At 40.2% G+C, this 11,810-nt stretch carries 10 protein-coding genes and 4 pseudogenes; 3 read left to right on the forward strand and 11 right to left on the reverse strand.

Features of this window, described 5'->3' with window-relative positions:
- Positions 1-43: 43 nt before the first annotated feature.
- The 5 genes and pseudogenes from PN838_RS21820 to PN838_RS21840 all read right to left on the reverse strand — a co-directional run bounded on the left by PN838_RS21820 (position 44) and on the right by PN838_RS21840 (position 3,600).
- A pseudogene (locus PN838_RS21820) lies at positions 44-964 on the reverse strand (ornithine carbamoyltransferase).
- A 16-nt stretch (positions 965-980) separates the two neighbouring features.
- Positions 981-1,436: an amino acid kinase family protein gene (locus PN838_RS21825; protein WP_272182684.1), complete on the reverse strand. Its 456-nt coding sequence runs from the start codon at positions 1,434-1,436 to the stop codon at positions 981-983.
- A complete protein-coding gene (locus tag PN838_RS21830; protein WP_272181966.1) occupies positions 1,388-1,753 on the reverse strand; it encodes an amino acid kinase family protein in 366 nt (121 codons plus the stop codon). Before PN838_RS21830 ends, PN838_RS21825 begins: the two co-directional genes overlap by 49 nt.
- A pseudogene (argC, locus tag PN838_RS21835) lies at positions 1,753-2,810 on the reverse strand (N-acetyl-gamma-glutamyl-phosphate reductase). The gene PN838_RS21830 and the pseudogene argC overlap by 1 nt, the downstream one beginning before the upstream one ends.
- Before the next feature lie 112 nt (positions 2,811-2,922).
- Positions 2,923-3,600 (reverse strand): hypothetical protein, encoded by a 678-nt coding sequence (locus tag PN838_RS21840; protein ID WP_272181967.1) that lies wholly within the window; start codon positions 3,598-3,600, stop codon positions 2,923-2,925.
- Positions 3,601-3,706: 106 nt separating this feature from the next.
- Here PN838_RS21840 and PN838_RS21845 point away from each other — a divergent pair, with 106 nt between their 5' ends.
- The 3 genes from PN838_RS21845 (at position 3,707) to PN838_RS21855 (ending at position 6,725) form a co-directional block, all read left to right on the forward strand.
- A complete protein-coding gene (locus PN838_RS21845; RefSeq protein ID WP_272181968.1) occupies positions 3,707-4,162 on the forward strand; it encodes a hypothetical protein in 456 nt (151 codons plus the stop codon).
- A 2-nt stretch (positions 4,163-4,164) separates the two neighbouring features.
- Positions 4,165-5,796: a TonB-dependent receptor plug domain-containing protein gene (locus PN838_RS21850; RefSeq protein WP_272181969.1), complete on the forward strand. Its 1,632-nt coding sequence runs from the start codon at positions 4,165-4,167 to the stop codon at positions 5,794-5,796.
- Between the two features lie 491 nt (positions 5,797-6,287).
- Complete coding sequence (locus tag PN838_RS21855; RefSeq protein WP_272181970.1) at positions 6,288-6,725, forward strand: hypothetical protein; 438 nt, start codon at positions 6,288-6,290, stop codon at positions 6,723-6,725.
- A 213-nt stretch (positions 6,726-6,938) separates the two neighbouring features.
- Here PN838_RS21855 and PN838_RS21860 read toward each other — a convergent pair whose 3' ends face one another.
- The 6 genes and pseudogenes from PN838_RS21860 to PN838_RS21885 form a co-directional block, all read right to left on the reverse strand.
- Positions 6,939-8,387, reverse strand: coding sequence for an FAD-dependent oxidoreductase (locus PN838_RS21860; protein ID WP_272181971.1), 1,449 nt, complete (start codon positions 8,385-8,387; stop codon positions 6,939-6,941).
- Between the two features lie 58 nt (positions 8,388-8,445).
- Positions 8,446-9,144 (reverse strand): phosphoglycolate phosphatase, encoded by a 699-nt coding sequence (locus PN838_RS21865; protein ID WP_272181972.1) that lies wholly within the window; start codon positions 9,142-9,144, stop codon positions 8,446-8,448.
- A 284-nt stretch (positions 9,145-9,428) separates the two neighbouring features.
- Positions 9,429-10,055: a uridine kinase gene (gene udk / locus PN838_RS21870; RefSeq protein WP_272181973.1), complete on the reverse strand. Its 627-nt coding sequence runs from the start codon at positions 10,053-10,055 to the stop codon at positions 9,429-9,431.
- A gap of 2 nt (positions 10,056-10,057) precedes the next feature.
- Positions 10,058-10,249 carry a hypothetical protein gene (locus PN838_RS21875; RefSeq protein ID WP_272181974.1) on the reverse strand — a complete coding sequence of 64 codons (192 nt, stop codon included), beginning with the start codon at positions 10,247-10,249 and terminating at the stop codon, positions 10,058-10,060.
- Positions 10,250-10,264: 15 nt separating this feature from the next.
- Positions 10,265-10,899 (reverse strand): annotated as a pseudogene (gene nth, locus PN838_RS21880) (endonuclease III).
- 14 nt (positions 10,900-10,913) lie between these two features.
- Positions 10,914-11,595: pseudogene (locus PN838_RS21885) on the reverse strand (electron transport complex subunit E).
- Positions 11,596-11,810: the final 215 nt, after the last annotated feature.

Raw genomic sequence — 11,810 nt, forward strand, 5'->3', positions numbered from 1 at the left:
TCTTTATTTCAAATTTTGTTAGCTCTTAACTAAGAACTGATTTCTATTTTACAATTAGTGTATGCAACAATGCGTTTTGTGCCCACATTCTGTTCTCAGCTTGTCTCATTATTATCGACTGGCTAGAATCTAAAACGTCTGCTGTCACTTCTTCATCACGGTGAGCAGGTTGGCAATGCATAAAATACTGTGCGCCAAGTTTTGCCATTAATTCAGACGTTACTTGGTACGGTTGGAATACATCGATAATATCTTCTAACGTTTTGTCGTCGCCCATTGATACCCAAGTATCGGCGTAAATTGCATCGACTTTTTCTATCGCATTTAAGTCAGAAGTTACCGTAATAGTTGCGCCATTTTGAGCGGCAATCTTCTGCGCTTGCGAAACGATTTCGGCATCAACGGTATAACCTTCAGGGCATATCGCCACCAAATTAACGCCAAGTTGTGCGCCGGTCAACATCAGTGAATGTGTTACATTATTACCGTCACCGATATAAGCCAAGGTTAAGCCTTTAAGTTCACCAAATAATTCATGCAAGCTCATGTAATCCGCTAAAGCCTTAGCATGGGTGATATAGGTTGCACAACGAATTGACAACAGGAACAGATGCCGCTTGTTGCAACTGAACCAAAGTGTTGTGATCCATTACGCGTGCAACGATTGCATCACACCAACAAGACAAATTAGCACCGAAGTCAGCAACATCTTCGCGTTTGCCCATCGCACCGTTTTGTTGGTCTAGATAAACGGCGTGACCGCCCATTTTGTGAACGCCCACGTCAAAACTGACACGAGTTCTTAATGATGGTTTTTCGTATATAGTTGCAACAGACTTTCCTTTTAGGGCATCACCGTATTTTTCCGGTGTTTTTTCATGTCGATTGCAAGGGCGATTACGTCTGCTGCTTGTTCTGCTGTTAGGTCTAAGTCACCTAATACTGATTGTACTTTATTGCTCATAATGATTACCTGAATTCTAAATTTGGATCTGAGTGCCTAGGGTGATTTCACCGGCCTCTGAAATTTCTTTGAGTGCAGAAGAGTCCTGCCAACTTCCAATATTTACAGGTCGTCGTAAACTTAGAGCGGCTTGATGGGCAGCGTTAACTTTCACTACCATGCCGTCACTAATTACTCCTTGAATTATCAGCTTGTCGAGTTCTTCTCGATTTAATGTTGCAAATTTTTGTTTGTTTTGGTCTAGCACGCCCGGGACATTAGACAATAAACATAAATCACCATTAACCACTTGTGCGGCGGCAACAGCAGCGTCGTCGGCATTAATATTTAAGCTGTCGCCACTGTCGTTACATCCTATTGAATTTAATACGATAAGGTGACCACTATTTAATAGTGTTGTGAACGTCTCGTTGCTTTTAGCTTCTACTTTTCCAACTGCACCAAGTTTTTGTCTTTTACTGTCGCTGTAAATGAATCGCCATCGGCAAGGCTTAACGCAACCGCATTAAGGCCATTCTTTTTACATGCGGCTAGTAACTGCTGACTGGCAATACCTGCTAACGCGCCAATCACATACGGAAGGTGTGTTAATGGAGTCGCGCGAACACCGTCAACTTTTTCCGTTGATAAATTGGTTGCTGCCATTACGTCTTCAACCTGCGGACCGCCGCCATGAACAATGATCACTGGGCGGCTTTTTTGGATGATTTTGACTTGCGTTAAAAATTCATCCAAAGCCAATTGATTAGTAAGTGCTTCACCACCAATTTTTAATACTAAAGGTGTCATTAGTTACCACCTACCTGATTTAAAAGTCCAGTTTCCTGCGGCAATTCCATCAAAATATTAGCACATTGTATGCCTTGGGAAGCCGCGCCTTTTAACACGTTGTCTATTGCACTAACGACAATCAGGTCATTGCCTTTTTCTGCCAGTAAAGGTCGCAAAACGGTGTGTATGCCACATCCTTAATCGTCGGAATTGTATCTCTTAATCTAACTAAAGGTTGGTCGTCATAGGCATTTGAAAACGCGTTATTTATATCATCATTAGTCACGTCGTCTTTTAACTGCACCGTAATCGTAGCTAAAATACCACGTTCAAAATTAGCGACATGTGGCGTGAATATAACTTCTCTACCAACACCTTGTTCGATTTCTGGCGTATGACGATGAACAAACAAGTTATAAGGTTTTAAGCTCAATTCGCAAAAGCTGGTGCCAAGATTGGCTTTTCTGCCGGCACCACTTACACCGCTAATTGCATTGATTACGGGTTTGCAGGTGTCAGTTAATAACTGATTTGTCGTCAATGGCAATAAACCAAGCTGCGATGCTGTTGGATAACACCCTAGCAATGAAATGAGGTTTTTACCGATTAAGGCTTTTGCATTCCATTCAACAAGCCCATAGGGAATTGCTGGGAGTTGTTCGCTGAATTTGTGTTCAAAGCCATAATACTCAGGATATAAAGCTTTATCCTGCAGGCGGAAGCCACCAGATAAATCCAATACGATTACATTTTCACTCGCGAGTGATGTTGCGATGTCGTGACTAAATTCGTGTGGTGTCGCTAAGAAAACAAATGCTTTGGTGTGTTTGTTTAATTCTGTGAGATGAGTTGCAATTGATTCATCGGTACCTGCAACTAAAACGTGATCGATAATACCAGTATACTGAGGATACAAAGAAGACAAGGTTTTACCTGAATCAGCACTATTAGCAGACACAAAAAGTGAATGAAGTTCAAGTGCAGGATGACCGTTTATCATGCGCGCTAATTCAACGCCAGCATAGCCGCTAGCGCCAAAAACAAGGCAAGGTATTGTAGATTTGTTTTTCGTCATAATATTACAAATTAGGTATTTTACTCTAAAGGCGCAATCATCACAGAAACATTAAAAAATATCAATCATAAATATGCTAAAAAGTGAATAAGTACGCATTGTGGGCGTTTTTTCACAACGCGTCTTCTAAATCGGGTAATTCGTTTTTAAAGGTCTTTGGTTTGTACTGCTCAAGTGGTTCATTAATTGCCCATGATGTTACTTTTCCTTGATCAAACTCAATGTTAATCCATTGCAGTAGTGTCATGATACCAGTTGGCTTTGCTGACGAGTAATGGCCTGAACGAGTCGTGGTTTGCCCATCCATACCAATGGTATTGGTATTTATCAATTGGACGAGCGTAACAAGACTATGAGAATTGATATCGCCGGTTATATTTTTGTGCTCCAAAGAAGTTGCAATGCCAACATTGACCGCGGCAGCCAGAGCGGTGCCACATGTGTCTGAAGACAAAGCACAAGTCAGCGCTAGCAATGAAATTAGCGAACCAGAGAGAATATTTAGGTCTGTAAGTCGTTGGTCTAACCTAATCTGCTGCTCAATGAATACCGTAAAATGGCAAATACCAGATGCATAACATTCCCGCTCTAATTCTGGAAACAAGGCGTTAACTTGATATGTAGTCATACCAACCTTTAAGTGGCTTAATGACTTTTGATAGATTTTTGTTATGTCTGGAATATCTTCAACTTTGCTTACTACGATAATGCTTTTAGGGGTAATGGCGCATGAAACCAATGCCAAGCAGAGGAGGATAAGTGAAAATAAATACAGTGAATTACGTGACATATGATTTTTATAAATTAGGATTATGATCGAATTAATTACTAATACCGTACTCAAGGTACAATGTAAATCGATGTATATGCCACGCGACTAATTATGGGAAGAAATCGTGAATAAAAGTGTAGTAGGAAGAAGCATTAAACTAGCGGTGTTTGGAACAACAATCTGTTTGTCTTGGGCACTAAGTGCAGAAGAAGCAGAGACGGAAGTTGTTGAAGAAGTTGAAAAGATTCGGGTCATTGGCTCTAAAGATTCAGGTTTAGAGCTAAGTTCAGATAAAATATTAAAAGTACCAGACGCAGGTAATGATCCCATTAGAGCAGTAGAAAGCTTACCTGGAGTTGTGTTGGCGAATGGGTTTGCCCCCGCCGTTAGAGGCAGTTCACCGTTTGATATGTATTATCAATCGGACGATGTGCCTATTGGTAATGTTTTCCATAATGACAGTGTGAGTACATTCCATCCTAATTTAATTAAAAGCTTCGAGTTAAAAACAGGGGCATGGGAGTCTGATTTTGCTGACGCTATTGGTGGTGTTATCGACACCAAGTTGCGTGAACCATAAGCATGACGGATTTTACCGCGACGGTGGACTTAAGTTTTCTTCGCACGGGTATTTTGGTTGAAAGTCGTCTGTCAGACAAGTCCGCATTTTATTTTGCCTATCGTCAAAGTTTAATTCATCTTTATATCGAAAATTTTTTGGATGACGAGGATTTTCAGTTCACGCAAGCCCCAATTAATAACGATTACCAGTTTAAATATCTTTATAATGTCGACGGCAACAATAAGCTCGTCGTTCAGGCGACAGGCTCTAATGACGAAGTCGGAATTTTGTTTGCTGATGAGTCAAAAGAAGTTAAACAAAACCCAGACTTAGTTGGTGGCATTGGCGTTGAACAGTTCTACCATAACCAATCTGTTATCTGGACTAATTATTCTGACTACGGTGAAACTAAGTTTATTGTTAACCGCCTTGAACGTAACGGAGACTTAGCCATTGGCCAGATAGTTAATCTCGACGCGGTAACCATAGATTATCTAGCGAAGGTCATTAATAACCAATCTGTCGATTATGGGGAGTTAACCATTGGTGGTGAGCTTCGATCACAATCCGTTGACTATTCGGTATCTGGTAAGTTACAGCCTTGTAACCCGGAGTTTGAAGTGTGTCCGCCAAGCTATTATGCCGATTCGGTACTCGAAGTAGCCAAGATAGACGTTAATTTTGTTAATTTATTTGCCGACTACGATTGGGATATTGCAGAAGATTGGGTACTTAAACTCGGTGCTGCCGCAAGTACTAACGACTATACAAACGAAACCTTTGTTGAACCGAGATTAGCGGTTCGATATCAGCTAAATAACGATTATCGAATGAAACTCGCTTATGGTGAACATCACCAGTGGTTCCGTGAATATAAATATCTTTCCCAAACCTTTGGTTCTCCAGATCTAAAACTGGCTAAAGCAAAACATTATGTTTTTGGTATCGAGCATGAAGGTGAATCTGACTGGGCGTGGAGTTTAGAAACCTATTACAAAAAAATGGATGACTTAATTGTCAGTAATCCACAATACCAAGTTAACGAATACGGCGACCAGACAGAAGGTGGCGACGGCAACAATTATGTTAATGAAGGACAGGGCGATGCTTACGGTATTGAATTCCTACTAAATAAAGCTATTTCCGCTAAATGGTATGGCTGGTTAAGTGTTGCGTACAGTAAAACCGAACGTAACAACAATATAACGAATGAGAGTTTTCGGTATGTCTATGATTTACCTTGGATAGTCAACATGGTTGGGAACTATGAAATCAATAACGAATGGCAACTTGGGTTGCGCTGGCGTTTCCAAAGTGGTTCCTTGTATACCCCTATAAACGGTGCAACGCCCGTTTATCCGTTAGATGAAAATGGTCAACCGGATGAAAGCCAAGAACCGATATTCTACGATCCAAATGAAGGCGACTTTAATTCAGAACGCTTAGAAGCGTTTCATCGTTTAGATATTAGACTTGATTACGAAACTAAGATGTTTGGTAACGACACCAATATTTATTTTGAAGTTTTAAACCTATATGGGCAAAAAAGCCTGTCGGGATATGACTATAACGAAGATTACACAGAACGGGAGCCCGAGTATCAATTTCCAGAAATTCCTATCCCGTCCTTTGGTATTCAAATGGTCTTTTAGGTTAAGTTAGAAAAAGAGCTTTAGACGTAAAAAGACAATAAACAACCGGGGCGTTTTTACAACGCCTCGGTTTTTTTATGGGTCATAAAAAATTTACAGAAGTTATCTATATGGGAACGTTTGATCGAATTGCAGACATTGCGCTAGCCTACCTTGTTTAGTAGTATTATGTTGAAATTTTATAATGACTCTTTATTTATAGGGATTTGGAATAACAAATGATGAGAACTGTTTTATTGTTTTGTACTTTAATAATTACCACATCAGTAAATGCAAGGATGCCATCCTATTTCAATGAAGATATCAATAACGAGTACAAAGAACTGCTTAGGCATGCGGACAACATGCTCCCTAAGACGGACAAATAACTCGCATATCTCCCTTCGTTCTTTCCGTTTAGTTTGTTAGATATTCGCCCAACAAAATTGGTTAATAATGACGACTTGCAAGCCTTTGCAAATTTTAATTTTGGCGTATTAGGAAGTCGGTTCTTGAATTTCAATCAGAAGCAACTTTCCAATTTGCCTAGTATTTCAATATGCAAAAAGTCAAAATGTAAACAACAAAGAATTGAGCTTATTAAGCAGTTTTTAGCAGGTTCAAAGAGTGAAATTCAAATGTTGAGACAAAATAAAAATCTGTATATTGTCCAACAAACAGAGCTACATGTATTTCGTATCAATAATACGTTTTATAGTCCTGCTGGGCTAATTACCTACTATCCATCTAAACAAGCCGGTTTTGTCCCGTCTGGTGACTTTAAACTTTCCAAACTAGATGAAGCTCCCAATATGTTGACGTTATCGGAGGCTACTTACGCTCTTAGAGAACAAATGGCTAAGTATAACGTTGCTGCAATCACCAAGGTAAATGAAGAGAGCCTTAACATCATTTTTGGTGGGATTGCCGATAACCACTGGGGATTGTAATTAACCATAATTCAACGATTCCAACTTCTGGCGATTATAGCCATATCGGTTTGAAATACGATGTTGTTCAAAAAGTTTCAGACAACAGCTTTTACTATCAGACTAACTAAAAGTGGTTATTTCGCTTCTCAGTCGACTAATAGAGGTCCCCAAAATCGTAGGGACGACTCTGGTTTGACGTTTTATTTTACTATTTGCAGCGTTTGCTCGTTGTTAATTTGGGCAAATTCGCCCAGCTAGTGCTTGTGGGAAATTTCTTTCTAACGCTAGATTTTCTGCTCGTTCACTAATTTCCAATTCCGTTAAGTGGTTGCTAATAGAAACGACGCTGTTGAATGCAGTGTTGCTCGGCAACAACCCTTGCTCAATCAAATTATTGATAATGGTATGTGCCGCGGGTAATGCGGAAGACGCCTTAACAATCTCACATCTCGCATATTTATTTTGTTGAAAAGAGACGTCGGCTACCCGTAACGTCGGATCAACTCCAGGTATTTGTTGTGCGCCGAACATGGGAGGGCCGCCGACCGATGCGTCGCCAAAATTTGGAATAAACCCGGCCACTTTACCAATTGCTTTAATGGTTCGGTTATTAATGATTTGCGGATCCCATTGGCTATTTATTTTTGTTAAATATTTAGTTGGCAGTTGAGGCTGCGCGCTGCCTGATTTTGATGAAACAATGCCGTCTTTAAATAAGGTAACTTCAGGGGTCATTGCATGTATTTGAAAATAACCATTAGGGTATGGCGTTAATTGTGTCATGCCATGTTTGGTCCCTCTAGCACCATAAAAAATAATCTCAGGCCAATTATTCTGATGACTAGACCAATGACTAATATAGGCCGCTTTAAATTCCACCATACGTTTTGGTAGCAGGCCAACCATGTCGTCGATGGTACCAGTTTGAAAACCGCAGGCATTTATTAGGTAGTCGACTTCAAAGGGCTGTTTTTTTCCTTCGCGTTCTGCTTCGATTACCCATTTATTCTTGGCGCTATCTTGAGTAACAGAGGTGACTTTAGTATTTGTCAGTAGTTGACAGTTTTTGCTCTTTTCAAGCGCTAAACTTGTAATTGCCGCGAGTCGGAATACGCTGATCCCGTATTCTTGGACCAATATTAACGGAAACTTCAATTGTGTTAAATCGACGTTTTTGGCAAAGGCAATCATCCATTGCTCAGGTGTTTCGGGTTGGTTTGGTGTCGGTAACTGAGCTAGGATTTCGATTTCTTGACGTTCAAACAAGGTAAAATATTGCGAGGCTGGGCCCAAAACTTGGTTTTCTGGATCCGTGTTTATTAACTTCGCATATTCAGTCTGGAGCTTCTTTAGCCGCGTAATGACATCATTGGGGTGACCTTGATCGTGAATAGGTACTGAAACAATCGTTGGTCTATAGTCAATTGCATCGCGATAAAGTCTTACTGTACTTATCGATTGTTTTAACAACTCGATACATTGCTGATCTGAAATTTCTCGATATAGATTACCACCGGCGTGCAGGTGACACATTGGTGGCCCGTTGACTAAACTCGTTTCTTTTTCGAATAGTACAACATTTGCACCTTGCTTACTCAACTGCAATGCGATGGTTGCGCCCCCGACACCACCGCCAATGATACCAATGCGGATATTTGATTGTTTAGTATTTTGATCCAAAACGATTAGCTATTATTTGAAGTTAGATTACGATTGATGAAAACGCCGTGGTACTTCATTAACGAGCAACGACTGTTGTAGGTTCTAAAGAACCAAGGATATCTGCAAAACTCTCCAATACTAGGCTTGCTCCGTGCGTGTTTATGTCTTCACCATGGTTATAACCATAGGTTAAACCGATGCTTTCCATATTAGCGGCAGTCGCGGCAAAAATGTCATTTTTGGAATCCCCAATCATTAGACACTTTGATGGCGCAACGGATAGCTTGTCACAAACGTATTCTAACTGCATTGGATCTGGTTTTCGTTTAGGCAAACTGTCGCCACCAACCACTATTTCAAATAGGTTGTTTAAGCCTAGCTTTTCAAGGATTGGACGAACAAATTGTTCAGGCTTGTTGGTGACAATCATTAAGCGGTAACCGCTACTGTAAAGGCTTTCTAAAGTCGCTTTAACGTGTGGATAAACACTGGTATCTACACAAACATTTTTTTCATAGAAGTCTAAAAATATAGTAAGGGCCTTTGTAACAAATGAAGGATCAAGTTCTGGGTTTATTTCAATATTTCCAGATAAGGCTCTTTTGGTTAAAACCTCTGCACCGTTACCCACCCAGCTGCGGATCACCTCGGTAGAAAACGCAGACATGTTCAATGCTTTTAACATCTGATTAATGCTAAGTGCCAAATCAGGTACGCTGTCAATTAACGTCCCGTCCAAATCAAATATCAGCACTTCTTTATTTGTAAATTTCAACGTCAAATTCCAATGTTTTCTCACATAATAATGTGATGTATTCTATCTTTTATCTAGGTGGGTTTCTACGCTTTAACTCTGACAAAGAGGAGCTGTGGGGTCAGAGTTGGTGAAAATTAGCGCCATTTTAAAACGAACAATAAAATTCACTAGGACTTGGTTTGATATACGAAGAATTGCTCCGCTTCCTATTGTCAAGTTAATAGCCTATTGGCAAGTTAATATCAATGCTAACTAATTAAACTTGCCATAGAATTGAGACTATATTTTGTTCGTTTTACCCACTATCGGTCTATATTAAGCGATGTCCTAAGGAAGCAATTGCTCAATTTTTTGGCAACAGTTGTTAACGATTCCTGACCTGTTAGACAAATGTCCGCTTGGTCTTTTTGCGCGACAATATATTGTTTATAACCTAGGATAACGGTTTCTTTAAACTGTCTTTCGACACATTCTTCGGTCCGGCCACGTTCAACTATATCTCGACGTTTTCGGCGTTCTAAACAGGTTTCGATGGCGATATCCAAGTAAAATTTGAGGTCGTAACTTTGCGCTAACTCGTCATTGCAAATCGGTAAAATGCCTTCAATAATGCAGATATCTAAAGGTTCAATTACGTCAGTTGTCTGACATCGGGTATGCACAGTAAAGTCATAATTAGGCTTATAAACGTGTTTGCCGGATTTTATTTGCTCAAGTTGAGTCGCCAGTAAAGGTAAATCAAATGCCGCTGGCTGGTCGTAATTTGTACGCTCACGTTCAACCATTGGTAGGTCGTCTTGCGCATTATAATAATCATCCATGCTGATGATATCGACGTTGTATTTTGAACCCAATTGGCTTTTTAGTTTTTCTGCTAAAGTTGTTTTACCAGAACCCGAAGCGCCGGTTATCGCGATAAGAATGGTCATTATCAGCGTTTCCCCTGCTTGATCTCGTCAATCTGACTTGGTGTTAAATCGGTAAAGTCTAGGGTTCTTTTTGGTTTGGCCGTTAGGTAAAGCCCAACTGCAAAAATTAAAAGAATACCGGCGATAATAGGCCAGTCTATATAAAAAAGGTAGCCACTAAGGACTGCTGCAAAAATCGCGGTAATAACAGGCATGTGTTCGGTTCTGCTCTAATCTGTTTTTTCTTTAAATTCACAAAGATCTTCAATTATACACGCACCACATTTAGGTCTGCGAGCCGTGCAAACGTATCGACCATGTAAAATAAACCAATGGTGAACGTCAACTTTGAATTCTTTAGGAACAAATTTAATAAGTTTTTTCTCAACTTCTACCACGTCTTTCCCATGGGCAAAACGGGTTCGGTTGGATAATCTAAAAATATGGGTGTCTACAGCAATTGTAGGCCAACCAAATGCGGTATTTAGTACCACATTTGCCGTTTTCCGACCTACACCTAAGGCAAAGCTTCGAGTGCTTCGCGGTTTTCTGGTATTTGTGAATTGTGTTGTTCAACCAAAATTCGACACGTTTTTATGGTGTTTTCAGCTTTTGAATTAAATAAGCCAATTGTTTTAATGTGTTGTTTTACACCATCGACTCCAAGTTTCAACATTTCGTCTGGGGTTCTAGCAATTGGAAATAATTTCGCCGTTGCTTTGTTAACACTTACATCAGTGGCTTGGGCCGACAATAATACGGCAATAAGTAGCTCAAAGGGTGAAGTAAAATCTAATTCGGTTGTCGGGTTCGGATCATTAGCGCGCAACCGAGTGAGGATTTCGTAACGTTTTTCTTTATTCATAACGTATCTTTTTACTAATTAACGTGAGTAACACGGGCGCGTGTAACTGACTTTTTCGGTTTCGAACTTGCTTGACGTTGAGCGATTTTGTTATCGATGTAGTTTTTTCCAGCGATAATAAATCCCATACCGATAAAGGCGCCTTAGCGGTAAAATCGCGAGTAAGAACGCTTGGTCTACTTTAAATACTTCTATTTTTAGTGCTTTTGCCCAATCCCCCAGTAAAAGGTGAGCACCGTCAAATAATGTACCTTGGCCTAGTACTTCACGGATCGCGCCTAAAAAGACTAAGACGATAGCGAACCCAAGCCCCATCATTAAGCCATCTAGAGCTGCTTCTTTTGGAGGGTTTTTAGAAGCAAACGCTTCCGCTCGTCCTATAATCGCGCAATTGGTAACGATTAAAGGAATGAAAATACCAAGTGATAAATATAACTCATAGGTATACGCGTTCATAAGCAACTGCACAATGGTGACAAAAGACGCAATGATCATAATGAATACTGAGATTCGGATTTCTTTTGTAACCCAGTTTTTGACAAGGGATACTGTTAGATTTGAGACAACCAAAACCAGTAATGTTGCCAAACCTAAACCCAACGCATTTGTGACACTATTAGTAACCGCGAGCAAAGGACACAAGCCAAGCAATTGCACTAACGCCGGGTTATTTTTCCATAACCCTTGGAAGGTAATACTGCGCCAGTCAAATGAGCTAGCCTAGGGTTGGTCATTATCGACTAAATCATCGATAGGGTCAGCGACATTGCTGTCATTACTCATCACTATTTTCCTTAGCTGTTAAGGACTGGTTTTGTTTATTTGACGAAGCCAAGCAGTCGTTGGGTGAGGCAAATATGTTATCGAAATTTTGTTGAGCTTGAAAAACGGACTGTCTTAGTTGCTTAACT

Origin of the sequence: Psychrosphaera algicola (assembly GCF_028401425.1) — a bacterium.
In the GTDB taxonomy this organism is placed as follows: Bacteria; Pseudomonadota; Gammaproteobacteria; order Enterobacterales; family Alteromonadaceae; genus Psychrosphaera; species Psychrosphaera algicola.

Bases quoted from the DNA above. Each gene is read 5' to 3' on its own strand.
- PN838_RS21830 (WP_272181966.1), bottom strand. From the start codon at position 1,753: ATGACACCTTTAGTATTAAAAATTGGTGGTGAAGCACTTACTAATCAA.
- PN838_RS21840 (WP_272181967.1), bottom strand. From the start codon at position 3,600: ATGTCACGTAATTCACTGTATTTATTTTCACTTATCCTCCTCTGCTTG.
- PN838_RS21850 (WP_272181969.1), top strand. From the start codon at position 4,165: ATGACGGATTTTACCGCGACGGTGGACTTAAGTTTTCTTCGCACGGGT.
- udk (WP_272181973.1), bottom strand. From the start codon at position 10,055: ATGACCATTCTTATCGCGATAACCGGCGCTTCGGGTTCTGGTAAAACA.
- PN838_RS21875 (WP_272181974.1), bottom strand. From the start codon at position 10,249: ATGCCTGTTATTACCGCGATTTTTGCAGCAGTCCTTAGTGGCTACCTT.